General features: G+C 72.1%; 22 protein-coding genes and 1 pseudogene. 7 read left to right on the top strand and 16 right to left on the bottom strand.

The genetic code is table 11. From position 1 onward, the window contains the following. Both OIB37_RS30900 and OIB37_RS30905 read left to right on the top strand, forming a co-directional pair. Entirely contained in the window at window positions 1-462 is a 462-nt protein-coding gene (locus tag OIB37_RS30900; RefSeq protein WP_330462031.1) for a RidA family protein, read from the top strand. Then, entirely contained in the window at window positions 459-1,217 is a 759-nt protein-coding gene (locus OIB37_RS30905) for a PhzF family phenazine biosynthesis isomerase (RefSeq protein ID WP_330460900.1), read from the top strand. The genes OIB37_RS30900 and OIB37_RS30905 overlap by 4 nt, the downstream gene beginning before the upstream one ends. A gap of 990 nt (window positions 1,218-2,207) precedes the next feature. Here the strand turns inward: OIB37_RS30905 and OIB37_RS30910 are convergent. The 14 genes from OIB37_RS30910 to OIB37_RS30975 form a co-directional block, all read right to left on the bottom strand. After that, window positions 2,208-2,615 (bottom strand): FKBP-type peptidyl-prolyl cis-trans isomerase, encoded by a 408-nt coding sequence (locus OIB37_RS30910; protein ID WP_330460901.1) that lies wholly within the window; start codon window positions 2,613-2,615, stop codon window positions 2,208-2,210. Window positions 2,616-2,899: 284 nt separating this feature from the next. Beyond that, window positions 2,900-3,817 carry an ADP-ribosylglycohydrolase family protein gene (locus OIB37_RS30915; RefSeq protein ID WP_330460902.1) on the bottom strand — a complete coding sequence of 306 codons (918 nt, stop codon included), beginning with the start codon at window positions 3,815-3,817 and terminating at the stop codon, window positions 2,900-2,902. 55 nt (window positions 3,818-3,872) lie between these two features. Then, a complete protein-coding gene (locus OIB37_RS30920; protein WP_330460903.1) occupies window positions 3,873-4,058 on the bottom strand; it encodes a hypothetical protein in 186 nt (61 codons plus the stop codon). Further along, on the bottom strand, window positions 4,055-4,765 hold the full coding sequence (locus tag OIB37_RS30925; RefSeq protein WP_330460904.1) for a hypothetical protein: 711 nt from the start codon (window positions 4,763-4,765) through the stop codon (window positions 4,055-4,057). Before OIB37_RS30925 ends, OIB37_RS30920 begins: the two co-directional genes overlap by 4 nt. After that, on the bottom strand, window positions 4,765-5,385 hold the full coding sequence (locus tag OIB37_RS30930) for a hypothetical protein (protein ID WP_330460905.1): 621 nt from the start codon (window positions 5,383-5,385) through the stop codon (window positions 4,765-4,767). Before OIB37_RS30930 ends, OIB37_RS30925 begins: the two co-directional genes overlap by 1 nt. Window positions 5,386-5,840: 455 nt before the next feature. Next, complete coding sequence (locus OIB37_RS30935) at window positions 5,841-6,143, bottom strand: hypothetical protein (protein ID WP_330460906.1); 303 nt, start codon at window positions 6,141-6,143, stop codon at window positions 5,841-5,843. A 360-nt stretch (window positions 6,144-6,503) separates the two neighbouring features. Continuing rightward, entirely contained in the window at window positions 6,504-7,373 is an 870-nt protein-coding gene (locus OIB37_RS30940) for a carbohydrate ABC transporter permease (protein ID WP_330460907.1), read from the bottom strand. Then, window positions 7,370-8,356, bottom strand: coding sequence for a carbohydrate ABC transporter permease (locus OIB37_RS30945; protein WP_330460908.1), 987 nt, complete (start codon window positions 8,354-8,356; stop codon window positions 7,370-7,372). The genes OIB37_RS30940 and OIB37_RS30945 overlap by 4 nt, the downstream gene beginning before the upstream one ends. Next, window positions 8,350-9,690: an ABC transporter substrate-binding protein gene (locus OIB37_RS30950; protein WP_330460909.1), complete on the bottom strand. Its 1,341-nt coding sequence runs from the start codon at window positions 9,688-9,690 to the stop codon at window positions 8,350-8,352. The genes OIB37_RS30945 and OIB37_RS30950 overlap by 7 nt, the downstream gene beginning before the upstream one ends. Next, window positions 9,687-10,667 (bottom strand): GNAT family N-acetyltransferase, encoded by a 981-nt coding sequence (locus OIB37_RS30955; RefSeq protein WP_330460910.1) that lies wholly within the window; start codon window positions 10,665-10,667, stop codon window positions 9,687-9,689. Before OIB37_RS30955 ends, OIB37_RS30950 begins: the two co-directional genes overlap by 4 nt. Window positions 10,668-10,971: 304 nt before the next feature. After that, window positions 10,972-12,168: an exo-beta-N-acetylmuramidase NamZ family protein gene (locus OIB37_RS30960; protein ID WP_330460911.1), complete on the bottom strand. Its 1,197-nt coding sequence runs from the start codon at window positions 12,166-12,168 to the stop codon at window positions 10,972-10,974. A gap of 73 nt (window positions 12,169-12,241) precedes the next feature. Then, window positions 12,242-13,798 (bottom strand): hypothetical protein, encoded by a 1,557-nt coding sequence (locus OIB37_RS30965; RefSeq protein WP_330460912.1) that lies wholly within the window; start codon window positions 13,796-13,798, stop codon window positions 12,242-12,244. 302 nt (window positions 13,799-14,100) lie between these two features. Further along, complete coding sequence (locus tag OIB37_RS30970; protein WP_330460913.1) at window positions 14,101-15,213, bottom strand: aminotransferase class V-fold PLP-dependent enzyme; 1,113 nt, start codon at window positions 15,211-15,213, stop codon at window positions 14,101-14,103. 447 nt (window positions 15,214-15,660) lie between these two features. Continuing rightward, on the bottom strand, window positions 15,661-17,373 hold the full coding sequence (locus OIB37_RS30975) for an MFS transporter (RefSeq protein WP_330460914.1): 1,713 nt from the start codon (window positions 17,371-17,373) through the stop codon (window positions 15,661-15,663). 294 nt (window positions 17,374-17,667) lie between these two features. Here OIB37_RS30975 and OIB37_RS30980 point away from each other — a divergent pair, with 294 nt between their 5' ends. From OIB37_RS30980 to OIB37_RS30995, 4 genes and pseudogenes are all read left to right on the top strand, one after another. Continuing rightward, complete coding sequence (locus OIB37_RS30980) at window positions 17,668-18,456, top strand: TetR/AcrR family transcriptional regulator (protein ID WP_330460915.1); 789 nt, start codon at window positions 17,668-17,670, stop codon at window positions 18,454-18,456. Between the two features lie 196 nt (window positions 18,457-18,652). After that, a pseudogene (locus OIB37_RS30985) lies at window positions 18,653-19,192 on the top strand (ABC transporter ATP-binding protein); the annotation flags it as partial. 279 nt (window positions 19,193-19,471) lie between these two features. Then, a complete protein-coding gene (locus OIB37_RS30990; RefSeq protein WP_330460916.1) occupies window positions 19,472-20,593 on the top strand; it encodes a glutamate--cysteine ligase in 1,122 nt (373 codons plus the stop codon). Window positions 20,594-20,650: 57 nt separating this feature from the next. Continuing rightward, a complete protein-coding gene (locus tag OIB37_RS30995; protein ID WP_330460917.1) occupies window positions 20,651-22,018 on the top strand; it encodes a 3-alpha domain-containing protein in 1,368 nt (455 codons plus the stop codon). Between the two features lie 66 nt (window positions 22,019-22,084). Here OIB37_RS30995 and OIB37_RS31000 read toward each other — a convergent pair whose 3' ends face one another. Beyond that, window positions 22,085-22,762 carry a macro domain-containing protein gene (locus OIB37_RS31000; protein WP_330460918.1) on the bottom strand — a complete coding sequence of 226 codons (678 nt, stop codon included), beginning with the start codon at window positions 22,760-22,762 and terminating at the stop codon, window positions 22,085-22,087. Between the two features lie 182 nt (window positions 22,763-22,944). Here OIB37_RS31000 and OIB37_RS31005 point away from each other — a divergent pair, with 182 nt between their 5' ends. Further along, the gene (locus OIB37_RS31005; protein ID WP_330460919.1) at window positions 22,945-24,561 is read left to right on the top strand and encodes an ADP-ribosyltransferase domain-containing protein; all 1,617 of its coding nucleotides are present in this window, start codon (window positions 22,945-22,947) and stop codon (window positions 24,559-24,561) included. Between the two features lie 73 nt (window positions 24,562-24,634). On the opposite strand, the gene OIB37_RS31010 is transcribed toward OIB37_RS31005, so the two are convergent. Beyond that, on the bottom strand, window positions 24,635-26,044 hold the full coding sequence (locus OIB37_RS31010; RefSeq protein ID WP_443058225.1) for an MFS transporter: 1,410 nt from the start codon (window positions 26,042-26,044) through the stop codon (window positions 24,635-24,637). Window positions 26,045-26,305 lie beyond the last annotated feature (261 nt).

The raw sequence follows: 26,305 nt of genomic DNA on the forward strand, positions 1-26,305 counted from the left end.
ATGTACGACGGCCGGGACCCGCAGATCAAGCCTCCGCTGGACCGCGTCGCCACCGAGGGCGTGCCGAAGCCCTTCGGCCACTACGCACAGGCCACCGTCACACCCGACGGCACGATCCATGTCTCCGCGCAACTGCCCGTCGGCGGGGGAGCGCTACCCGAATCCACTGTGCCCGTGCAGGCGCGCCAGGCGCTGTCCAATCTCCTGTCGATCGTCGAAGCGGCAGGCGGTGCAACTGATTCCGTTGCCAAGGTGACGCTGTATGTCACCGACATCGCCGACTGGGAAGCCGTCGACCGGGTCTTCGGCGAGGCGTTCGGTGACCACCGTCCGGCCAGAGCGGTTCTCCAGGTGGCGGGACTTCACCACGGATTCAAGGTGGCGGCGGACGCCGTCGCCTGGCGGATCGACGAACAAGCCGCCCGGCGGATCGACGAAGAACAGGGGACACGGCGACGGTGAGGACCCTCTACCAGATCGACTCCTTCACGCGCACGCCCTTCACCGGCAACCCAGCAGGCGTGGTGCCCGACGCGGAGGGCATGACGGACGCGGCCATGCTCGCGGTCGCACGCGAACTGAACAACTCCGAGACCGCCTTCGTGCTGCCTGCCGACGGCCCCGACCATGACGTGCGGGTCCGCTTCTTCACCCCGACCACGGAGGTTCCGGCCTGCGGGCACGCCACAGTGGGGGCGCACTTCGCGCGCGCGGTCGAGTACGGACTGCCGTCGTGCTCGGTCGTGCAGAAGACCGGTGGCGGACTGCTTCAGCGGGTGGAGATCCACCGCGACGGCGACCACGTGCGGATCGGCATCCATCAGGGAGCCGCCGCCTTCGGCCCGGAACTGGACGGCGACCAGGTCGACCGGCTGCGGGAAGCGCTGGGTGTCCGGGCCGGGGCTCTCACCGGCAGCGGTCCGGTCCAGATCGTGTCGACCGGGCACTCCAAAGTGCTCGTGGAGCTGTGCGACCGGGCAGTGGTGGACGGACTGCGCCCGGATTCCGCCGCGTTGACCGAGCTCAGCCGGGAGGTGGGGAGCAACGGGTTCTTCGTCTTCACCCGGGCCACCTCCGACCCCGGCCTGCTCACCTGGTCCCGGATGTTCGCGCCCGCGATCGGCATCCCGGAGGATCCGGTCACCGGCAACGGGCACGGGCCCCTCGGTGCGTACCTCGTGCACCACGGCATCGTCGCGGCCCCGGAGGACGGCTGACCTTCACCGGGCGTCAGGGAGCTGCCATGGGACGGCCCGGTGACGCCCACGTGTGCGTCGACGCGACGACCGCCGGCGAACTCCTGGTGTCCGTCACCGGTGACGCCGCGACCGCCTTCCGGACTCAGCTGAACGCCTGACGGTGCCCCGCGCACCTCATCGAGATATGTGCATCGTGAAATTGCAGGTCACGGGGCTGGTGTGCGCGGGGTTCAGGATGCTCAAGCCGGTCGGGGCCCATGGCTCCGGTCAAGATCGTCCGTCAGCGGGCGACTCCACGGTGCGTCAGGACGGGCAGAGCCCTCACCGACGCGGTCGCCCACGTCGGGTCGGCGCGTACGTTACCGAGGGCGCGTCAGTTCTTCAGGTGGGCGAACCCGTGCTCGACCGGTGCCCCGGACGGCCGTCAATGCCTTGTCGGACAGCTTCTGCCCTCGCGTCAGGGGCAGTTCCGGGCGGCCTTGTAGCCGGTGATCACCGCCGGGTGCGGATCAGCGCGCCGTCCAGTACCGCCACCCACCTCCAGTAGGAGGCCGGCGATGCGGGCGGTGCGGACAAGGCCGTTGGGGCCCTCGGCGGCGTGGCCCGCACGCCGCCGGATCGGACGCGTGCAAGCAGGAGCCTGGCCCGTCGGCACAATGGATTTGGGGATTTCCCCCTGCTCTGGGGGTCAAGGGGTCGCAGGTTCGAATCCTGTCGTCCCGACCATGCGGAAACGCGGGTCGGGGGTCGTTCCCTCATCCATGGGAGGGCGGCCTTTCGTGCGTTCGGGGGTGTGGTGGTCGCAGCCACGCAGCCACGCAGCCACGCAGGCCCGGTGGGCGGACCGCGGTGAGTCGCAGCGGAACCGTTCGGACGCTGCGGAGGCGGAGGCGGAGGCGGAGGCGGAGGCGGAGGTGGAGGTGGAAGCAGGGGTGGCAGCGAGGAGCACGGCGGCGCCAACCTCGGGGGACGACGCTGTACGTCGTAGGGGAGGAGCGGCCAGGGGTACTACTGGGCGTTGCTCCATCCGGTTGTGCTCGAATACGAGGCCAGCAGGTCCACCACGAAGACCAGGGTCGATCCCGCCGGGATCAACGGCGAGGGCGACTGGTTGCCGTAGCCGAGACGCGGGGGAACGATGATCTCGCGTCGGCCGCCGACCTTCATCCCCCTCACCCCCCGGTCCCAGCCCTTGATGACCTTGCCACTGCCCAGGGCGAACTTGTACGGCTCGCCCCGGTCCCACGAGGCGTCGAACTCCCTGCCGGACTCGAAGGTCACCCCGACATAGTGGACCCTGACCACCATGCCCGGCTTCACCTCGGGCCCGTCCCCGACGACCAGGTCCCGGACGGTCAGCTCGGTAGGAGCGTCACCCTCGGGAACCTCGACCTCGGGCTTCGTCAGTTCACTCATCGCAGCCTCATCACTCTCCGTCGGAAGCCGTCGCACGGTCCAGCCGTACACATGGACACTCCATGCGGCAGACGGCCACGCTACCGAGTCATCTCTACCTGTCCCCAATGTCCCGTGCGGGCCGCGCCGCCGCCCGCACGGCGACAGTCCGCTCGTCGGCGAGGAGTGGCCCAGCGGCCCGTATCCGGTGCTGACCTCCACAAGCGCGTTCGCCGCGAGCATCAGGGCCCTGGAGGAGGGGCGCAGCCCCGCCGACGGCTTCCTCTCCTTCGACGGCCGGCGACTCAGGCCTTGTCGAGCCAGTCGGGCAGCGGCTCGCGACGCTCCTGCCACGCGTCGGGGACTCCGGCCAGGCCGGTGCGCGCCGCGACCGTGCCGCCGGTGATCGCGCAGGTGGTGTCGACGTCGCCGAGCCCCTCCGCGGTGGTCCACAGCGCGTCGACGAGGCTGTCCAGGTGCCAGGCGGCGGACCACAGAGCGAAGGCCACCGTGTCGCTCGCGCGGATCCGCTGACCGTTGCCCAGGACATCGGCGGCCCGCCACGGCTCGGTGTCCGCGGGCAGGTCGGCAGCCTTGTGCAGGCCCTCGCGGACCTGCCCGGCGGGCGTGCGCTCGGCCACCTCCCGCAGCAGCGCCGAACCGTGCGGCGCGGGCTGGTTCCGGCTGCGCGCGGCCAGGGCCGCGGCCAGTGCCACAGCCACCGCGCCCGCGATCCCCTCCGGGTGCGCGTGCGTGACCTCGGCGGAGAACGCGGCCTGCTCCGCCACCTCGTTCAGGTCCTCACAGAACCACGCACCCAACGGCGCCACCCGCATCGCCGCCCCGTTGCCGAGACTGCCCTGGCCGCCGAAGAGGGTCCGCGTCTCCGCGCGCCAACTCGACGGCTGCTCCGCGAGCTTGGGCAGCAGTTGATGCATGCCGTACCCGTAGCCGCGGTAGGCGTCGGCGAGGTAGGTCGCGGCGAACGTGGCCGCCAGGTCGTCCTGGTGCACCGCGCCGTGCGCTGCCAGGACACGGTAGACCGACAGTGCCATCGCCGTGTCGTCCGTCCAGTGCCAAGGCGACTCCTCAGGCATCCGGCGCGCTCGGATCGCGTCGAACGCCTGCTGAGCGGGACGGAAGAGGGGAAACCAGCGCTCGCCGAAAGCGTCACCGAGGGCCAGGCCTTCCAAGGAATCACGAGCGGCATCAGACTGAGGCATGGGCTGCATGCTGCCAGCGCTCTTCACCCCCGCGCACCCGGATTCCGTCTCGGTCTCACCCGTGCCGCTGTGCCATGGCATCGGTCGGACGTGCTGAGTCCTCCGGTCCGGATCCCGATACGGGAGAACCTGGCCCGTAGTCGCCGAGCCGGGTGGTGACCTGGTCGGGTGGGGAGCCGCAGTCCAGGCCGTGGGCCGTGCTCCGGGCCACCACCTGGGCGAAGAAGGCGAGTTCACTCATCCCAGCCTCCCGTTCCGCGGCGGTGACGAACTCCTCAGCCGCAGGCCGGCGATCCGGTCCTCGACCGTACCGGGCCAGTGTGGGTTGGGCAGGCCGTCGTGGGCCATGTGCTCCCTGCGCCACAGGCGTGGCCACAGGTCCCGTTCGCGAGGGTGGAGGTAGTGAGGCCGATGGCAGGCACACGAGCGCTGTACCACTCCGCAGCCGCGGCACAGGTCGATGAACCCGTGGCCGGTCGAACGGGACACCGCGGGCAGGCCGCTGCCGCAGTCCGCGCAGCCGGGCAGTGCTTCGCCGTTCGCCAGGCCGATCTTGCGGTGGACGAACTCGGGCAGGGCCAGGGCTGGATGGCAGAGCGGATCGAGCTGGAAGCAGCTCTGCTGCCCGTGGCGGTGCCACCACGTGCCCGGGCGTCGTGGGGCTCGCTGACCGGCATGCTTCTCGCGTCGCCGCTGCTCGGCATACCGGGCGTCCTCGGCCAGACGGAGCAGGCGAGCCTCGTGAAGCTCGTGCACCGCACGTTCCAGGGACTCTGGATCGGCGTCGACGTCGCGGGGGATCGCGGCGCTGACGGTCAGGTGGTGGTACGTGGCGCGGAAGCCGTATGGGGCGTACACGGTGAGGCAGGTCCGCAGTGCCGCGTGGCGTCGCCGCGCCGGAAGCGTGCGGTCGAGCACGAGCCGACGGTGCGTCAGGAAGCTCGCCATCAGCTCGGCCTTCGCAGTGGTGCGGTGATGTCGAGCGACCGGTCGACCGCGCTGACCAGTGCCTGCGCCGACCGGGGCACGTGCTGCTCGGCCCATGCTGCGACCAGCAGCAGGAAGTGCGCGAGGTCCTGCTGGACCCCGGCGAGGAGCCGGGGGAGCTCGGTACGGGCGATCTCGATCACCGGGCCTGGGCGCTCGCCGTCCGGGTGGAGCCGGACGGTGCTCTCGCCAAGTTGCTCGGCCCACGGTGTCGGGTCGTGGCCGAGCCACAGCTCGTCACCGGCGGCGATCTCCAGCCACCCGCGCCAGTCCTCCAGTCCGCAGCAGCAGCCGGGCGTCAGCGTCGTGCCGGTGCGCGTGTCCTGTACACGGAGCCCCCCAGGGGCGACGAACCCCTCCTCGTGCAGCAGTGGGTTCAGAAAGGCGTCGGCCGGGTCGGTCGGACGGTCGTCGGCCCGGCTGGAGTTGTAGCCGGCCATGGTGGCCATCGCCATGCCGACCTGCTCATCGCTCAGCGTGCCGTTCAGCGGGGTGAGGTGGCAGGGCGGTTGCTCGGGGACCGGCCAGAACTCGAAGCCGGGGAGCGTGCCGGTCTCCAGTACGGGGTGTATGACGATCACCAGCCCAGTGTCGCGGACACCTGCCCCGGTGGCCGCCGAATATCAGCGCCACTGGATCGCCACCGTGAGGGGTGCCCGGGGGTGCCGGCCGATGACGTCGGCATGTCTCACGGAGAGTGCCCGGCGGCAGGGGCTGTGAGCCCGGTCGGGGACCACGCGGTGCGGACGGCGGTCCTCGGGGGCCAGGGGGCGCAGGTTCAGATCCTGTCGTCGCCTCACACGATCGTCGGCGGCAACCCGGCCCGGCCCATCTGTCAGCGCTTCGCCGACGACGGCATCGAGCGCCCTCTGCCGGCGGCGAGTCAGATGTCGCCGGTGCCGAGCTCGGTGCGAGCAGCCTTCAGGAACGGTTCGGCTTCTCGGAGAGGAAGGCCCAGACCGGCACCCCACCAGGCACATCGCTGTAGGTCGCGTCCGCCAGACGGCTCGCGAACTCGTAAGCGGTGCGGCGTACTTCACGCCCGGGCGACAAGTTCGATGGCCTTCTGCCGCAGCCACATCTCGTGGGTGAGCTCGGGAGAGCCGTGGAAGTACTCCTTCTCGTGGTAGCGGTGTTCAGCCGCCTTCTCCACCCGCTGGCAACTCTCCAGGAAGCCGAGAATCGCCTCTTTGCGCTCTGCCCTGAGAGCGGTCGCCGCTGCGGCGGCCGTACCCTTCTTGGACTCGACCATGTTGAGGTACTGCGCCGCGAACGTCGTTGCCGCTCCGGCGGCCACGCCGGCGATCGACACCACGGCCGTAGCCACATCCAGCGCCATCGAACCCCCCCCCCGCCGATGACGGAAGACCCTAGGGGGTGTCGTTTGGATCAGCTCGGGTCCGCGACGCCCGGCACGGCACCTCGCCGCGTTGTCGGATCAGCCGAGTACGTCCAGTACACGGCAGATCCTCCGCCTTGCGAGGCACCGCACCGGACGCCGCGGCCTGATCCGACCTGACCCAAACGACACCCCCTAGCGAACCGAAGCGCCGGCGACCAGATACCGCATGCTCTCCGAAACGCGGCGACGGTTCTCGGCCAGGGACCGTTCCGGAGGAGTTCGAAGCGGTCCCCGACGCGCTTTCCGGGGACCAGGTGCCGTTGACGGCCTCCTGGTCCGCCCCTTGCGGCCGCTCTCCTACTTGAGGCCGCTGAGCATGACGCCCCGGATGTAGTACTTCTGCAGCAACAGGAAGAGGACCAGGACCGGCAGGATGCTCAGGACGAGGCCGGCCATGACGATGGGCATCGTGCGGGCCGGGTCGACGTGGTCCTGGAGGAGCTGGATGCCGACGGGCAGCGTCATGACGTCAGGGTTCGCGGTCGAGACGAGCAGCGCCCAGATGTACTCGTTCCAGGCGTCGACGAAGGTCAGCAGCCCGAGCGTCACCAGGACCGGCTTGGTCTGCGGCACCACGATCCGCCACCACACGGCGAACTCGCCGGCCCCGTCGATGCGCGCGGCCTCCAGGACCTCGTCCGGGATCGCGACCATGAACTGGCGCGTCAGGAAGATCCCGAAGCCGTTGACGAGGAACGGCATGGCGAGTGCCGCGATGCTGACGGTCAGGCCCGCGCCGCCGCGTCCGAACAGGTCGTTGCCGCCCGCGAGCGGCCAGTGCACCAGGATCAGGAAGTGCGGGATGAAGAAGAGGAACGGCGGGAACATCATCGTCGAGAGGACGAGACGGAAGATGAAGTTCCGTCCGGGGAAGCGGAGTTTGGCGAGCGCGTAGCCCGCCAGCGACGACGTGAGCAGCACCGAACCGGTGATCAGGGCGGTGGCGACGACGCTGTTGCGGAACAGCACCGGCAGATCGAGCTGGTGGAACGCCGCCCGGTAGTTGGACAGGTCGAACGCCTGGGGAAGGAACCGGTACGGCAGGGTGCCGGACTCGCCCGGCCCCTTGAAGGACGTCATCACCATGTCGAGGAACGGCACCACCGTGAGCACGGCGCCGGTCACGACCACCAGGTACGACAACCACGGGAAACGGCGGCGGTTCATGCGTCCTCCCCCTTGCGCCGGAAGATCCACAACTGCACCAGGGTGACCATGAGGACCACCACGAACAGCACGAACGCGGCCGCGCTCGCCGTGCCCCAGTCGCCGTACGAGAACGCCTGCCGGTACATCTCCAGCGCGGCCACGTTGGTCGCGTCGCCCGGGCCGCCCTTGGTCATCACGATGATCAGCGCGAAGGACTGCAGGCCGGTGAGGAACTGGGTGACGGTCACGAACAGCAGGGACGGCCGCAGCAGCGGCAGGGTGATCTTCCAGAAGACGGTGACGGGCCCGGCGCCGTCGAGCGCGGCGGCCTCGTAGTACGACTCGGGTACGGACTTCAGCCCCGCCGTCAGGATGAGGATCGCCGAGCCGACCGAGGCCCAGGCCTGGACGACCACGACCGAGGGCAGCGCGGTGTCCGGGTCCGTGAGGAACGCCACCGAGTCCAGCCCGAGGGCGTTGAGGACGCCGTTGGCGAGGCCGCCCGGCTCGTACATGTACTTCCACACGTTGCCGACGGCGACGACGGTCGTGACGATCGGCAGGAAGTACAGGGTGCGCCACACCCCCTGGAACCGCAGGTTGTCGATGCAGGTGGCGACGAGCACGGAGCCGGCCAGCGCGAGGGCCACGGTGCCCAGGGCGAACAGCAGCGTGTTGGTGAGGATCGGCGCCAGGAACGTCGACCCGTCCGCGAACAGTCCGGTGAAGTTGTCCAGGCCGACCGGACGGATGTCGCCGAGCGCGAACCCGGCCCAGTGGGACATCGACAGCAGCAGCGCGAAGCCGAGCGGCAGGATCAGGAAGACCGCGAAGAACAGCAGCGTCGGCGCCAGGAACAGATAGGCGACGGCGGCCTGGCGGCGCCGGCTCCGGACGCGGCCGCCCACGGCGGGCCGGGCGGGCGCGGTGGACGTGGCGGGCCCGGCCGGCCGCGGGCCGTGTGCCTGACCGGTCGCCTCCGGCACCAGGGAGTTCACCATGAGCGCGACACCTCCTGATCGACCTGACGGCGGGTGACGCGCAGCGCCTCGTCGACCGACCGCTGACCTGTCCACAACGCCTCGAGGTTCTTGCGCAGCAGCGACTTGGCCTGCTGCGCGCCCGGCATGTTCGGCTCCGGCACCGCGTACGCCAACGCGTCCAGGAACGGGCGCAGGTTCGGATCGCCGCCCGCGCCCAGGAGCGTCCGCATGTCGTCGGCGCGGCCGGTGAGGGAACCGACCGACACCTGCAGGGAGCTCATCCGGGTCGCCGCCGCACTCCGGCCGGCGCTGCGCACGCTCACCTTCTCGGCGTTGAGCCAGCGCAGGAACTCCCAGGCCTCGCGCGGATGCCTGCTGGCCGTGTTGACGCCCAGCATGAAACCGGTCGAGAGCGTGGCACGCCGGTCGCCCGCCTCGGGCACGGGCACGGGCGCGACGCCGACATCGCGGTAGTCCGCGCCCATCTGAGCCTTCAGGCTCCCGGTCCACCAGCCGGCGCTGACCACCATGGCCACCTGCCCGGACTGGAACGCCTTGTACACGTTGACGCCGGGGGCGCTCGCGCCTTTGGCGACGAGGCGGTGCTCCAGGTCGAACACGGCCCGGCCGGCCGGCGAGTCGATGGCGGTGCGCCTGCCGTCCGCGGAGACGAACGTCCCGCCCGCCGCGTTGAGCAGGGCCAGGGTCTGGCCGACGGTGGTGGAGTCGTCGTAGGTCGACAGGCCGAACCCCTGCACCAGCGTGTTGCCGTACCGGTCCCGCCGGGTGGTGCGGTACGCCGTCTCCTCCAGCTCCCGCCAGGTCCGCGGAGGCCGGTCGACGCCGGCCTCGCGCAGCAGCCGCCTGTTGTAGTACAGGGCGTACGTCTGCACCTCGGTGGGATAGCCGTAGACCTTTCCCCCCACGGACGAGGATCCGACCGCGGCCCGGCCGTAGCCGCGCGTGATCTCCTCGGCGTGCTCGGACGGCGCGGACCGCAGGACACCGGCCCGGACGAGCTGGCCGTTCCACAGACAGTACGGCTGGAGGATGTCGGCGCCCTGGCCCGCGGCCTGCCGGACCATGAACGTGGTCAGCAGATCCGTGAACTCGACCGCCTTCGTAAGCACCTTGACCCGGTCGTGGGTGGCGTTCCACTCGTCGACCGGACCCCGCAACGCCTCCTTGAGCTCCCCGCTCGCGTAGTGGGAGAGCAGGGTGAGGACGATCGGGTCGCCGGGCCGTCCGGTGCCCTGGTGCGGTGCGGCGCATCCGGAGACGAGCAGTGCCGAGGGGAGCGCGAGCGCGAAGTGACGGCGGCTCAGGCCGCCGGTGTGCCGGGGCGGCGTCACCGGACGCTCTCCCGGCGCATCACGCGGAACACCCGGGTCGTGGTGAAACCGGTCTTCCGGTAAAGGTGTCCGGCCGGGGAGCGCTCGCCGGTCCACAGGAACCACGCGGAGTGCGCCCCGCGCGCCCGCATCCGCTCCAGGACCAGGTGGAGCAGGACCTTGCCGAGTCCGGTGCCGCGCATCTCCTCCAGTACACCGAACGGGCCGAACCGCTCGTCCACCGACGCGTACGCGCCGTGCATCGCCCAGCCGGCCAGGCGCTCCGAAGGGTCCCGTACGACGACGATCCGGTCCAGCGGTGTGCCCGCTGCCGCGTACTCCCGGATCGCGCGCGCCCAGTCCGCACTGAAGCGGCTCCCGGCGAGCGCGACCAGATCCACCAGGTCGTCGTCGGACGGGGTGGCGAACCGGTAGCCCCGCTCGGTCAGTTCGTCCCGGAGCAGCGCGACATCCTCCGGGAGGCGGTAGCCGACCAGGCCGCGGTCCATCGCCGCCGCCTCGTACAGCGTGCGAAAGCCGAGGGATTCGAGGAGGCCGGCCGCTTCCGGGTACGCCTCGGCGTCCAGGCCGGGGAGGACGTAGTGCGGGGTGTACGAGGCGAAGTCCACCCGGGTGCGGCCGTGGCCGTGCAGCCAGTCGAGGGCGTCGGTCAGCAGCCGGCGGCCTAGACCGCGCCCGCGGGCGGCGGGGTCGGTGAAGAAGAACGGGATCCAGCCCTGCTCCGGCTCCAGGTCGGTGCCGGTCATCGGCGTCAGGCGGCGTACGGCGTAGGCGGCGCCGACGACACGGTCGCCGTCGACGGCGACCCGGAGCCCCTCCGGATCGAAGTTGGCGTCGAGCAGCACCAGGGAGCGGAAGCGGTCCGGGGTGATGGGGTCGGCAGGCGCGCTCCGGCGCCACGCCTCCACCAGCCGCGGGCCGTCGCCCGCGCGAAAGCCGCGGATCCCGGCCCGGGACGGCGTCGTGCGATCGGTCATCGACGGGGTTGTCCTTCCATACGCGGGTCGCGGACGGCGTCGGCGGCCGCCCGCGGCGCTGCCTCGGTCTGGTGCGGGGGCGCGGCGCCACGGCGATGGGCGATGGGTGGTGGTGGCGACAGGTGGGTGCGGTGGCGGCGGCGGTGGTGGCGACGGGCTGTGGTGGGTGCGGCGACGGTGTGAGGGCAGTCCGGCGCGGACGCGCGGGAGGGTGTCCGTGCCGTGGGTGGCTGTCGGGTCGGCACGGGCGTCCGCTCCTCCTTTCGGGGCAGAACCGCAGGTCGCCGTGGTGGGACAGGGAGTCTCAGGAATAGAGCAGGGTGTCCTCGCCGGCCCACTGGCCGGGCGGCGCCGGGGGATCGCACAGCGGCAGTGGGTCGTCACCCGCGTCCACGGTGTGCCGCAGCCGGTCGGACCCCCAGAGCAGGTCGACGAAGTGACGGTGACCGGTGCCCTCCGCGCCGCCGTCCGGGCCTCGCCAGGCGAAGCCGTCCGGGTACAGCCGCCGAAGCGTGGCGAGCATCGCGACGGCGGTGCGCACGGGAGCGAACACCTTGCGGTCGGTGACGTGGAGCTGGACCCCGCGCAGCGGCCGTCCGGCGTACTTGTGGAAGGTCGGTACGTACCGCAGGTCACGGAAGTGCACCCCCGGCAGGGCGAGTTCGGCGAGCGAGGGCGCGAACCGCGCGTCGACGTACGGGGCCCCGACGATCTCGAAGGGCTGTGTCGTACCGCGGCCCTCCGAGAGATTCGTTCCCTCGAACAGGCAGGTGCCGGGGTAGACGGTGGCGGTGGCCGGCGTCGGGATGTTCGGCGAGGGCGCCACCCACGGCAGGCCGGTGGCCTCCGCGTCCATGGAGCGCTGCCAGCCGACGGCCTCGATCACCGTCAAGTCGGCTGCCCTGCCCGCTGCTTGGGGCACGGCCGAGGTGTTGAGGAGCCGGGCGAGTTCGCCGCAGGTGAGACCGTGCCGGACCGGCGTCGCGGCGCGCCCGACGAAGCTGGCCCAGGCCGGATCGAGCAGCGGACCCTCGCTGACGAGCCCGCCGAGGGGATTCGGCCGGTCCGCGACCACGAACCGTACGCCCGTACGGGCCGCCGACACCATCAGGTCGTACATGGTCCACACGTAGGTGTAGAACCTGGCCCCGATGTCCTGCAGGTCGTACACCAGGGCGTCGACGCCGCTCGCGCGCAGCAGTTCGTCGAGGCGCCCGCCGTCGCACCCGTAGGTGTCGTGGACCGGCAGGCCGGTGGCGGGGTCCGTCCGTGCGGCCTCGCTCTCGCCGGCCTGGGCGGTCCCGTGCAGTCCGTGCTCGGGACCGAACAGGGCGACCAGTCGCACGCCGGCGTCGAGCAGCGCGGGCGCGGCCGGGCGCAGGCCGGGGAGGACACCGGTGTGGTTGGTCACCAGCCCGAGCCGACCGGGCCCGGCGAGTCCGGGCGACGCGTGCAGGCGTGCGATCCCGGTCGTCACCGCGACTCGGTCGTCCGTGCTCATCCTTTGCCCCGTCTGCCGGTGACTCCTCAAGGCGACTGACCGAAATTTACTGTCATGTCTTGGAATTTGGCAATCATCCACCCATGGTTCGCGCCGAGTGGGAGCCGTCCGCCGGGGCCGGTGGCACCAGTTCCTCCATCAGGGCCGAAGGCAGCGACGGGTTGGCGGCAGCCGCTTGTACCACTTGCCAGTCGTCGTCGGCGAGCAGGCCGGCGATGACCTGCGGCGGCAGGGACGGGTGTCCGGCGGCCACCGGCCGTGCCCGCCGGTCCGCCAGGCAGGCGAGCAGCGCCGGTCCCGTCGCGTCGCGGCGCCTGGCGATCTCGCGCAGCGCCTTCCCGGCCGGCGGCACGTGTCCGCTCAGGTCCTCGAGCAGTGCCGGCGACGCGTCCGGGTTGCCGGCCACCATGGCGGCGACATGGACGCCGTGGCGTTCGAGCATGCTCCGCAGCTGAGCCTCCGACAGGCCCGGGTGCGGCGCTATGGACTTGACCACCTTCGCGTCGGGGTCGGCGGCCAGCGCGTCGCGGATCCCGGCCGGCAGATCGCGCCGTTCGGCCAGCAGCATCCGCATCACCGGATCCGGGGACCGGGACAGGTGCTCGACCTCGGAGGGGGAGGCGCGGGCGATCCGCGGGAGCAGGGTGGGGCCGATCCTGACGGCGGCGGCCAGGCGGGAGAGCACGTCGAGCGGCACGCACGGGTGGTGCGCGAGGGTGCGCTGTACGTCGTGGCCGCGGTCGTCGGCCAGCACACGGATCACGGCGTCGTCGATCGTCGGATTTCCCGCGAGCTCGGCTCGGACACCGGGGTCGGTGTCACCGGCGAGGCGCGCGGCCGTCCTGGGCGGCAGGCCGGGGCGGGCCGCGAGCCGGGCGCGCAGCAACGCCGAGGGGTGGTCCGCGAACCGCAGGAGGGCCTCGACGGGCGTGGCGGGGTTCTCGAGCGCTCGCTGCGCCAGCTCATGGACGGTGGACTCGTGGGAACCGTCGCACGAGGCACCGGACCGCAGATCGCAGTCGAGCCGGGGACACCCCGGATCGTGCGTGAAGGGCGTCTCCTCCCTGTCGCAGACCAGGCAGCGTTCCACCGGAGGCAGCCCCTCGCCGGTGACCAGCATCGCCAGCACCTCCGGCGGCGTCGCCTCGTTGGCCGCCACCGCCTGGCGGACCTCGGCGTGCGGATGCCGCGCGAGGCGGGCCGCCATGTCCGGCGTCGTCCACCACGCGAGTTCCGTGACGACCCGTACGTCCGGGTCGGCGGCGAGCGTCTCCCGTACGTCGGCCGGAAGGCCGGGACAGGCGGCCAGCCTCTCCCGGCGCCCGGCATCCGGGTCTCCGGCGAAGAGCCGTGCCCACTCCGGGGCACCGGAACGCTCCTCCAGCAGGGCGAGCGCGGCCCGCGGCTGTGCGACGGGGTCGATGTCGGCGGCGGTCAGCAGACCGGCGTACGCGAGTCGTACGGCGTTCTCCTCGGCCCGCGCGGCCAGTTCGGCCGTCTGCTCACGGGTGAGGTCCGCGCGATCGGCGAGGGACTCGTCGATGTCGGCGTCCGCGACGGCGATCAGGCGATCTACCAGCTCGAAGGGCAGCGCAGGGTTGGCGGCGAGCCCGCACAGTACGTCGTTCACGGGGCGCCATTCTGCCGATGCCGATGCCGATGCCGATGCCGATGCCGATGCCGATGCCGATGCCGATGCCGGGGCCGGGGTCGGGGTCGTGCGGGGGTGCGGCCGACGGATGAAGGTGTCGGTGAGTTGCCGCTGACGGGCCGCCATGTACTGAGTGGCGGAAGCGGCGCCGGAGCTTGGCGCCCGCTCCGGCCGACGCGTGCGCGCGTGCGTGTGTGAGCCGGTGCGGGCGGCTGCGGGCGTGGGCGGGTGCGGGCGGACCCGGCGGCAGGCCGGGCCGTGGGGGCGGCGTCCGGCAGGGTTCAGTGCCTCTGCGACGACAGCGCGGCGGCGACCCGTTCGGACACCCCCGGCGGGGTCGAGGCGTGCGGGGAGAACCTGAGCGAGTCGGTGCGCACCGTCGGCGTGACACCCTCGGCGTGCAACGCCTTCGCGACGAGGGACGGATCGCGGTCCGGCAGTGCGAAGGAGAGGATGCCCGCGCGCCGTGCCGGGTCGGTGGGGGAGAGGACGTGACCGCCATACTCCCTGACGACCTCGGTGAGTTCGGCGATCCGCGCGGCGATCGTGGCCTCGATCGCCGCGACGGTGTGCCGCTCCACGAGGTCCAGCGCGGCCGCGAACGAGGCGGCCGCCACCGGGCTCAGATTGGTGATCGACCACCGTCGCGCGTCAGGGGCGGGGGAGTGCTCCGCCCCGTCGAAGATGCCGACGTCCTGGACGCCCGTCCAGCCGGTGAGGACCGGCTCCAGGGTCTCCAACGCACGGTCGGACAGCACGGCGAAGCCGGTGCCCCAGCCCGCGCGCAGCCATTTCTGACCGCCCGCGACCACCACGTCGGCCGCGTCCCAGGCCATCTCGGCCACGCCGAACGCCTGGATGGCGTCCACGATCAGCAGCCGGTCCGGCCCGATCGCCTCGCGCAGTGCCCCCAGGTCGGCACGGAAGCCGGTGCGGAAGTCCACGGCGCTGACGGCCACGGCGACGACGTCGTCGGTCAGCGCGGCGCGGACCAGGCCGGGGGTGACCCCGCCGCCGGGCGCCGGGTCGAGCCAGCGCGGTGTGGCCCTGCCCAGGTGCGCCGCACGGCGCCACGGATAGTGGTTGGCGGGGAAGTCGGTGCGCGGCGCGAGGACCACGCCCTCCCGGATGCCGAGCGCGGCGTGGAACAGGCCGGTGGACGCGTTCGGGAGCAGCACGGTGTGCCGGGCGTCGGCGCCCGCGAGGCGTGCGACCGTGTCCCGCGCGGTCTCTTCCGCGCGCATCAGTCCGTCCACGGTGGTGTGGTCGGCGCGGGCGGACTCCTCCATGGCTCGCGCCGTGGCGGCCACGGCGTCCCGTGACGGCGGGCCGAACCGCGCGAAGTCGAGGTATCCGGCGGGCGTGTCGAAATGAGTTGCGTACGACGTGAGCACGGGGCTCGTCCTTCCGGGGCGGGGCGGGGCGGGGCGGGGCGGTTCGGGCGGCGCGGTTCGGGCGGCGCGGGCCGTGTGGTGGCGGGTGTGTCGGGTGAGGGGTGTGCGGTGCGCGCGTCGGCGTACTGGCGCGTCCCGCCGTCCGCCCTCGCGTGCGTGTCCCCGCCCGCGGGCACGGTACGCGCCCCGCAGCCTGCGGGCGGCCCCGGGGCTGTCCGCGATGGGTGTCGGTCCGCGGCGGGTGGCCCCCGTGGGTACGGCTCCCCGCCGGTGGGACCACAGGGGCGCGGGCCCTCGCGTCGCAGTGCCGCAAGCGCCGGCCGCGAGACTCCGGTGCCGGCGGGGAGGCGGAAGGGGACGGCCGGGCGCCCCTCCTCAGGGGTGCCCGGCCGTCCCGTTCGGCTGCGCCTGTGTCTGTGCCTGTCGCTGTGCCCGTGCGGGCCCGGCTCAGTGGCCGCCGGATCCCTCGGGGCGCGCGTGGCGCGGCAGGAGGAACGCGAGCAGGAACGTCAGGGCGAGCATGCCGTCGACGATCCACAGCACCGTCTTCATGACGGAGCCGAAACCGCTCTGGAAGGCCGACGACGCGGTGACCTTCAGCGCGGCGGGTATCCGGGCGCCGGCCTGGGGTGAGGTGATGGCGGACCGGGTGTCCTTCTCCAGGCGTGCGCAGGACGCCGGGGTCGCGGCGGGGTCCTTGGCGACGGCGCGGTCCGAGGCGCAGGCGCGCAGGTCCCTCACGACGCGGTCCTGAGCGGCGGGCGCGACGTGCGCGGCGGCCAACTGCCCCCGCAGCCCGGCCGAGTGGTGGTCGACGGCGGTGGCGATCCCGCCGCCCAGCAGGCCGAAGAACACGGTGCCGAGGATGGCCACGCCGAAGGCGCCGCCGAGCTGCTGGACCGCCGTCATGGTGCCGGACGCCGAACCCGTCTCGTGCTGCTCGACGCTGGCGAGCACGATGTCGAAGAAGGGCGCCATGAGCAGGCCCATCCCGATGCCGGTGACGAGCAGCGACGGCAGGAGCTGCCAGGGGCCGACGCCGCTGCCCACCGTGTCGAGGGTCAGCCACACGCCGAACACGCCGAGCGCCATGACCAGCGCGCCCGCCTGGAGCACGGTGCGTCCGAACCGGACGACACCCTGGGCGATCCCGAAGCCGACGATCATGCCGCCCGACCAGGGCACCATCACCAGTCCGGCCTTGAGCGGCGAGTAGCCGAGGCCGATCTGGGTGTAGAGGTTGAAGACCAGCATGAAGCCCTGCATGGCCGAGAAGAAGACCAGTCCGAGGATCATGCCGCCGCTGAATCCGCGCTTGCGGAAGAGGCTGGGGACGACCAGCGGGTCCCGGCCGGCCTTGCTGCGGGCCGCCTCGTACCTGCCGAAGGCGACGAAGACGACCACCGAGGCGCCCATCATCACGAACGTCCACACGGGCCAGTCGTACTCACGGCCCTGGACCAGCGGGAAGATGAGGAGCAGTGCGGCCAGCGAGACCAGGAGCATGCCGGGGATGTCCAGGCGCGGCCGGCTTTCGGACCGGCCCCTCGGGAGGTAGCGCAGCGCGCCGAGGAGGGCGGCGGCGCCCAGCGGCAGGTTGATCAGGAAGATCATCCGCCAGCCGGTGCCGAAGTAGTCGGCGTCCACGAGCCAGCCCGCCAGGATCGGCCCGCACACCGCGGACAGTCCCATGACCGGGCCGAACATGCCGAAGGCCTTCTGGGACTCCTTCGGCGGGAACATCTCCTTGATCATGCCGAGGCCCTGCGGCAGCATCACCGCGCCGAACAGCCCCTGCACGACGCGCGCGGCGATCAGCATCTCGGGCGAGGCGGATATCGCGCACAGCAGCGAGCCCAGGGTGAAGCCGGCGGCCCCCACCATGAACATCCGGCGGCGCCCGTAGATGTCCCCGAGGCGTCCTCCGGTGACGAGCCCGACGGCCATCGAGAGGGTGTAGGCGGCGGCGAGCCACTGCAGAGTGGAGGCGCCTCCGCCGAGGTCGGCCCGCATGGAGGGGCCGGCGATGTTCGTGACCACCGCGTCGAGGAGGTCCATCACCTCGGCCGCGAGGATCACGAAGAGCGCGGCCCAGCGCCACCGGTAAGGCGCTGGTGCGTCGGGGGGCGTCTCGGTGGACGCGACATCCGTGGTGGACATCGGAACTCCTCGCGGATCGGCCGCGCCGGAGTGAGGACCCGCGGGCGCGACGTGATGGATGGAAGGAATGACGGTCGGATGCGCCCTCCCGACTCGTCGGCAAGGCGGGAGAGACGCAACGGCCGGACGCGCGAGAGAACAGTGTTCACTTTAACAGAACACTGCTCACCTGGTGAACGGCGTTCATTAAGATATAGCGCAACTTCGATGCGCGGACAAGATATATCGCGTTCGCGTGCGGCGGACCTGCTCACCGAGGGAGAACACTGTTCTCCCGGCGCCTAGACTGTCCTCATGACCGACGCGGCCGCCGGCAACCCCGCATCCCCTCCGCCGTCTCCCTGGGAGCGCGAGCGTCCCGCTCGTCCGCACGCCGCCCCCGCGCGCGCACCGCTGTCCCGCGACCGGGTCGTCGAGGCGGCCTTCGCCGTGCTGGACCGGCAGGGGCTCGACGGGCTGTCGATGCGCCAGGTGGCGGCGGAACTCGGGGTCACGGTCTCCGCCCTCTACGCCCACGTCAGTTCCAAGGACGATCTCCTGGAGCTGATGTACACCCGGCTCTTCGACGGCTTCCAGATGCCCGAGCCCGATCCGCGGCGGTGGCGCGAGCAGGTCCGGGACTACGCGCGCTCCGGGCGGAAGCGGCTGCTGGCCCACCGCGACATGGCCAGGATCTCCATGGCTCACGTCCCCTTCACGGCCGAACTGCTCCCGCACGTCGAGGCGTTGCTCGCCGTCTTCCGTACCGCCGGACTGCCCGACCGCATCGTGGTGGAGGCGGGCGACCTCATCTCCACCTACATCGACGGGTTCGTGCTGGAGGAGGGCATGTGGCAGGACCGGGCCGCCCGGCACGGCGGTGGCGGCTCCTCCCTGGCCCGCCCCGACTGGCGCGAGATGGCCGACGAGATGCAGAACTACTTCGCGTCCCTGCCCGCGGAGGACTTCCCCCATCTGCGCGCCCTGGCCGGGATGATGGTGACGGAATCCTCCGACGAGCGGTTCGACACCGGCCTGGAGATCATCCTGCGCGGCCTGGCGAGCTACCTGCCGGACCCGGCGGCTTCGGGCCCCGACGCCTGACCCCACCGCAGCCTTACTGTGAGCCCGCCGCGGGCTCACTGCGGTCCCACCGCGCCTCCACCGCGACCCCGCCGCGACGACGCTGCGACCCCACCGCGATGCGCGGGGCGCGTCGGGTGTACCGCGGTGGGTGAAACATCCGGTGCTGGAGCCCGCCACCTGACGTTCCCTCTCGACCGTCCGACCTGCGTCCGGGCCGCACCAGAAGTGGTGGCAGCAGTGGTCGGAGGCCGACGAGCGGGCCGTCTTCGAGGCCCTGGAGCGCACCGACACCGCCGATCTCGCGGACCGCCTGGTGGACGAACTCTCCGGCGGCCGGCGGCAGCGGGTGTGGATCGCCATGGCCCTGACCCAGGACATCGACCTGCTGCTCCTCGACGAGCCCACGACGTACCTGGACATCGCGCACCAGGAGGTGGAGGTCCTGGACCTGGTGCGCGGGCTCGACCTCGAACGCGGCCGTACCGTCGGCGCCGTCCTGCACGACCTCGACCAGGCCGCCCGCTACGCCGACCACCTCGTCGCCATGAAGGACGGCCGCATCGTCGCCCAGGGGCCGCCGGAGGAGATCGTCGCCGCCGAGATGGTCCAGGACGTCTTCGGGCTTCCCTGCGTCGTCGTCCCGGACCCCGTCACCGGCGGCCCGCTCGTCGTCCCCGCTCGCGCCTGGCAGCCCGAGCCCGAGCCCGAGCCGGAGTGCGAGCCCGAGTCCGCGCCGGCGGCACCGACCCCCTGACCGTCCCGGCACCGACCCCCTGACCGTCCCGGCTCCGCCGTCGGGGCGAAAACTCCCGACCCGGGACCGGGACTCGCGGTGAGCCAGGTTTGGCGGCCGGAATTTCGGCCAGACGGACATACGTACCGTTTGTCCCCAGTCGCTGGGGCCGGGTGTTCGCCGGGACTGGGCAGGCGCTGGGACTGGGCAGGCGCTGGGACGGAGCAGGCGCCCATACCCCGGGCCTGCCCGGGACGGGCAGGCGGCGCGACGGCTGGGGGGACGATGGGCGAGGGTGGCATGCGCAGCGTGGGCGTGGAGGAGGAGCTGCTGCTGGTGCACGCCCGCAGCGGTGAGCCGCTGGCCCTGTCCGGTGCCTTCCTGGCGGCCGCGGACCGGTCGGCCGGGCAGCCGCCACCGAACGGGGGTGGGCCGGGACACGCCTTCGAGAAGGAACTGCAGCAGGAGCAACTGGAGTTCGCCACCCGGCCGGTGACGCAGATGGGTGAACTCCAGCACGAGATCGTCCGGTGCCGCGCCGAAGCCCGCCGGCACGCGGCGTCCGCCGGGGCGCTCGTCGCGGCCCTCGCCACCTCACCGCTGCCCGCGAGGCCCTCGATGAACGCGGGGAAGCGGTACGACTGGCTGGGCAGGCAGTTCGGCCTGACCGCGCAGGAACAGCTGACCTGCGGCTGTCACGTCCACGTCTCGGTCGAGTCGGACGAGGAAGGCGTCGCGGTGCTGGACCGGATCCGTCCCTGGCTGCCCGTGCTGACCGCGATGAGCGCCAACTCCCCCTTCTGGCAGGGGGAGGACAGCGAGTACGCGAGCTACCGCAGCCGGGTGTGGAACCGGCTGCCCTCGGCCGGCCCCGTGGACGTCTTCGGGTCCGCCGACCGCTACCACGAGCAGGTCCGTGCGATGCTCGGCACCGGTGTGCTGCAGGACGAGGGGATGGTCTACTTCGACGCGAGGCTGTCGGCGTCCTACCCCACCGTGGAGATCAGAGTGGCCGACGTGTGCCTCGACGCGAGGACCCCCGTACTCCTGGCCGCCCTCGTCCGGGCCCTCGTCGAGACCGCCGCCCGGGCCTGGCGCGCCGGGGAGCCGCCCGCCCGCATCGGCACGCACCTGCTCCGGCTGGCGGCATGGCGGGCCGGCCGGTCGGGCCTGGACGGCCCCCTCCTCCACCCGCAGACCATGACGGAGACGTCGGCGGAGCGAGCCGTCCGGGCGCTGTACGCCCATGTCCGGCAGGCCTTGGCCGAGTACGGCGACGAGGAACGGGTCCGGGAGGGCATCGCGGACCTGCTGGACCGGGGCAACGGCGCGCGCTTGCAGCGCGAACTCCTGCGCACGCGGGGCTCTCTCGCCGCCATGGTCACGGACTGCGCCCGTATCACCACCGGTTCCCCGCTCTGAGTCCGCTCCGGGTCAGCGGGTCTTGACCTCGTCGGCGCCCAGGCCGCGGTCGACGCCGTGTGCGACGACGTTCTGCCCGGCGTGACCACCGAGGGACGCGTCCAAGCGGGCGACGGGATCGTCCTGATCCGCAAAGGCCCGGAGGAACTCAGCGTCGCCGACACCGACGCCCTGCTCTACCTGCCCGACCGCGACCCCGAGAAGCTGCGCAGGGCGCTGGAGATCCCCGTCCTCAGCCCCGGATGGCAGCAGTCCTTCCGGGAACTCGCCGCCCGGCTGCCCGGAGGCGAGGCGGGTCGGCAGGGCGGACGCCCCGACGGCCGGCGGCCCGGAGAGGAGCCGGGATGGCCGGGCTTCAGGACGATGCGCGTCGCGCGCATCGTCCCCGAGACCCCGACCGTCTCATCGATCTACCTCGCCACCACCGACGGCACGCCCCTGCCCGAGGCCCGCCCCGGCCAGTACCTCTCGCTCCGGCTCACCGTCGACGGCACCGCCCCCGCGGTGCGCAGCTACTCGCTGTCGTCCGTGCCCACCGCGGACACCTACCGCATCAGCGTCAAGCGCGAGCCCCACGGCCAGGTGAGCGGCTACCTCCACGCCACGCTCCGTGCCGGGGACCTCGTGGACGTCGCCCGCCCGCGCGGAACCTTCGTCCTCGAAGACGGCACCCGTCCGGTCGTCCTCGCCTCCGCGGGGATCGGTGCCACCCCCGTGCTCGCCATGCTCCACCGGCTCGCCGCCGCACGAGACCCGCGCCCCGTCCGGTGGGTGCACATCGCCCACGACCGCGCCCACCACGCCTTCGCGGACGAGGCCCACGCCCTGCTGGCGCGGCTCCCGCACGCGCACGAGCACATCTACTACACCGCCGAGCCCCCGCAGCCCGGCGCCGCCCACATCACCGAGAGCCACATCGCCGAGGCCCACATCGCCGAGGGCCGCCCGACCGCCCGATCCCTCACGGCCATGGACATCCCCACCGACGCCGACGCCTATCTGTGCGGACCGCTCGCCTTCATGGACGACTTCGGCGCCCTCCTGCGCGATCACGGCCTGCGCCCCGAGCGAATCCGTACGGAACAGTTCAGCGCCCTGCCCGCCATCACCCCCGGTGTCGTCGCGGCCGCGGCGACCCGGCCGCACCAGCCGTCCGGCCCCGCCGGCACCGGCCCGCTCATCACCTTCGCCCGCAGCGGCATCGCCACCCCGTGGTCGTCCGGCTACGCGTCCCTCCTCGAACTGGCCGAGGCCTGTGACATCCCCACTCGCTGGTCCTGCCGTACCGGTGTCTGCCACACCTGCGTCACCCCCCTCGTGACAGGCGACATCGCCTACACCACCCCACCCCTCGAACCCCCCGAGCACGGCACCGTGCTCGTCTGCTGCAGCGAGCCGACCACCGAAGTCGTCCTGGACCTCTGAAGTCCGGGTCCGGTGGCCGCCGGCCGGGGAGCGGTGGCCGCGGGCAGGTGATCGGTGGTCGGGCCGTCAGCGGCGGGAGGCCGGGCGCTTGGGCGGTGCGATGCGCACCCGGCGCTCGACGGGGGCGTTCTCGATGTCGTCGAGCTGGGCGACGACCGTGCGGCGCAGGTCGTCGTAGTCCTCGAAGTGGTGGTCGTGGTACAGCGTGTGGCCGGTCCACATCAGGTTGGCGCACACCCGCGCCGGGACCCGGCCGGTCCGCGCGCCCATGCCGACCAGAGCCACCGACTCGATGCTGCCCGGCGCCTGCTGGTTCTGCCGGAGGATCGCCTGGAACGCGGCGGCGCAGGCCAGCGCCACGTTCAGGGTCTGGCTCACGTTCTGCGAGGACGTCTCCATCGTCGGCGTCGAGATCAGGAACTTCGGGGTGACGGCCCCCGACGGCACGCACACCGCGCTGCCCACGGGGAGGCTGCCCGCGAACCGGTCGCGGATCGCCCGCTGCACGCGCAGCTGGATGCCCGCCCCGAGGTGGCGCTTGATGGCCGCGTCGACTCCGCCGTCCATCCGGCCCCGGGAGTTGGTCGGGGTGACCCAGGCGTCGGTCTTCTCGTCGAGGATCGAGCCCTGGCGGATCTCTATTCCGGGGGTGTCGGCGAACGCCGCCCGCCAAGCCTCCACCACGTCCGTGTCGAGGTCGGTCAGTACCACCCTGAGCGGCGTCCGTACGCGGTCCGCGGTCATGGTTCGCTCCCATCGAGAAACGGCTGTCCAATTCGGTGATCACCACGCTATCGCCCACCACTGACAGTGGATCAAAAGGTGCGATCCGGACTCTGTTGACGCCGATCGCGATGTCAGACCCCGCTGTTAACGTGCCGCCCGTTCCCGATCGGTACGGTTCGACACCCCGGAGTCCCGCCACCATGAGCGATGCCAACACCCCTGTCACGCCCGACCCTCAGGACCCGCTGGGCCTGGCCGGCCTGTTCGACGGCGGCGGTGAAACGTGGCTTCCGCTGCTGAAGCCCGTCATCGAGGCGCAGCCGGACGCGGCCGACTTCATCGGCCCGGGGCGCGGACCCGAGGTCGTCCCGGTCCGCGAGCTGACCTTCCAGGCGCTCAAGCCCCACCCGCCGCACAAGTGGAAGGTCGTCGTCTTCGGCCAGAACCCTTACCCGCGGCCGGAGAGCGCCACCGGCATCGCCATGTTCGACAACACCTTCCACGACTGGAAGGACAGTCAGTTCGGCAGGGTCGTCAGCATCCGCTGCATCATCAAGGCGGCGGCGATGTGGAAGTACGGGATACCCAAGAAGACCCCGATCGCCGACATCCGCGCGCTTCTGAAGAAGCAGGACACCGTCCAGCCGCCGGAGTGGTTCCAGGCGATGCTCACGCAGGGCGTGCTGCTGCTCAACGCGGCGCTCACCGCCAGCGCTGACGGGGCGATGGGAACCGATCGGCACACGGCGTTCTGGCGGCCCGTCGTCGAGCGCACCGTCGAGGAGATCCTGCGCGCCAAGCAGGACGCGGACGAGGAGGACCGGGGTGTCGTCTTCGCGTGGTGGGGTGCGCACGCGCGCAATCTGAAGAAGATCGTCCTCCAGCTCCAGAAGAAATACCCCGACGTCGAAGTCCGCCATATCGACCACCCCAATCCGGCGGCCCAGGGCGACATCTTCTGCGAGGGCGATCACTTCGGCGTGGTGAACGACGCCCTCGCCTCGCTTGGCGCCGACGCGATCGACTGGCTGCCGAGCAAGGGCTGGAACCAGCATCCGGCGCAGGGCGACGGGACGGACGGCGAGGTCGCCGAGCGCATGGGAGCGTTCATCGCGTCCACCATGGAACTGCACCAGCTGTATCTGGAGCGGCTCGCCGGCGTGAAGGACGAGGGACTCGTCCTCCCCGAGATCACCGGCGTGTTCGACACCCCGCTCATGGACTTCCGGGAGGCCTCCGGCCCGGTCGCCAGGCTGCTGACGGGTCTCGACCGGCATGTCGAGCGGTCGTACGACTTCGGCAAGCGGCGGGCCGACGAGACGGCCGACGGCCTGTCCGCCGACGCGATCGCCGCCCTCCACCTCTACACCTGCGAGTCGGCGTTCTACCGGGAGATCAACGCCGCCCTGCGCGCCCCGGACCGGTCCAGGATCGTGCCGTACCTGCCGTATCTGCGCCTGCTGTTCTCCGCGGTCTCGCGGCTTCCCGCGCGCCGGGAGCCGCTGTGGCGCGGGGTGTCGCTGGACCTGCGCGCCCAGTACCCCCTCGGACGGACCGTGACCTGGTGGGGCGTGTCCTCGTGCACGCCCAAGCTGAGCGTGGCACGGGCGTTCCTCGGCGGCCGCGGCAAGCGCACGCTCTTCGAGGTGCGGCCCCTCCAGGCCGTGGGCATCCGCGACTTCTCCGCGTTCAGGGACGAGGAGGAGTTCATCCTCCCGCCGGGAACGCAGCTCAAGGTGACGGAGGTGAAGGCGGAACGCGGCGGCCTGTACACCGTGAAGCTGACCGAGCTGGAGGAGCAGACGCTCGTTTCCTGAGCGGCGGGAACGGGGCGGGAACGGGAGCGGGGGCGGGGTGGGAACGGGGGAGGGTCCCCGATCCGGGCACAGGTCACCGGCCGCCCACCCGCCCCTTGCCCGGTACGCACACCCACGCGAGGACCGCCGCGATCAGATAGGCGAGGGCGCCGACGGCCATGCTGGTGCGCACTCCGGCGCCGTAGCCCGCGCTCGTGGCGAGCAGGCTGCCGCCGAGGGCCACGCCGCTGGCGCTGCCGATCTGACGGGTGGTGTTGAACAGGGCGGAGGCGGCCCCCGCGTACGCCGGGGGCGCGGCGCTCATCACCGTGGCGGTCGAACCGGTGAGTGCGAAGGACGTACCGAATCCGACGGCCATCATCGGGGCCACCAGCAGTGGGTAGGCGGGATCGGTGCCCGCCGCGGCCCAGCCGGCCAGGCCCAGGGCGCCCAGGAGCATGCCGGTGACCACCAGCGGGCGGTCCCCGGTACGGCGGGCGAGCCGCCCGGACAGCACGGAGGCGAACATCGTCATCGCCACCGCGGGGAACAGCGCCAGTCCGGTCCTGAGGGCACCGAAGCCGCGCTGGTGCTGGAAGTCCAGGCTGGCGGTGAACACCATGCCGTAGAAGCCGAAGTTGAACAGCAGCCCGACGGCGGCCCCGCCGGTCATGGCGCGCGAGCGGAGCAGGCGCGGCGGAAGAACGGGAGACCGGGCGAGCCGCTCGCGCCACACGAACGCCCCGACGGCCGGTACGACCAGGCCCAGCCCGGTGAGGACGAGGGGGTCGGACCAGCCGCGCCGGCCCGCCTCGTTCAGCGCGCCGGTCAGCAGGGCCACCGCCGCCACCACGGCACACTGCGCCGGCCAGTCCAGGGCCCGGCCGGGCCGGCGCGGTGAGGGTGCCACGTACCTCGATGTGAGCACCAGGCAGGCCGCGCCGACGGGCAGGTTGATGAGGAAGACCCAGCGCCAGCCCGCCGTGGACACCAGCAGCCCGCCCAGCAGCGGTCCGGCGGAGGCCGCGATGCCCGCCATCGACCCCCACAGTCCGAAGGCACGCGAACGCGCCGCGGGCAGCGGGTAGGCCTCCTGGAGCAGGGCGAGCGAGCCGGGGACGATCAGCGCCGCGCCGAGCCCTTCCAGCAGCCGGGCCGCGACGAGGAACGCGGCGTCCGGCGCGGCGGCGCACGCGGCCGAGGCCGCCGTGAACACCGTGACGCCCGCGCGGAAGACGCGCCGGTTGCCCAGCCGGTCGCCCAGCGCGCCACCGGTCATCAGGAACCCGGCGAAGACCAGGGTGTACCCGTCCGTGATCCACTGGATGCCGGTGAGCGAGGCCCGCAGCTCCCGGCCCACCACCGGCACGGCGACGTTGATGATCGTGACGTCCAGGATGACCATGAAGTACCCGGTGCACACGGTCAGCAGCGGTGCCATGGACCGCCGCGCGGGCGCAGGGGGGCCGGACGCGCCGCCACCGGTCGACTCCGCGAAGGGCACGACGCCGGCTCCGTTCTGTCCGCGGGACCCCCGGACGGCCATCATGCCAAGGGGATCGCGGGCCCTCGGCCAGGGCGCGCCCGCAGACCGCCCGGTCCGCCCCGAGCACCCGGTCCGACCCGAGTGCCGGACCGACCGAATGCCGGACCGCTCGGTCTACCCCGAGCGCCGGTCCGCCGGACCGGCACTCCGAGTTGCCGCAAGTTTCTGCAACTTCTTGCCATGCGTGCGGCGGACTGTTTGACTCGCACAGCTCCCCGA

The organism is Streptomyces sp. NBC_00820 (assembly GCF_036347055.1).
In the GTDB taxonomy this organism is placed as follows: domain Bacteria; phylum Actinomycetota; class Actinomycetes; order Streptomycetales; family Streptomycetaceae; genus Streptomyces.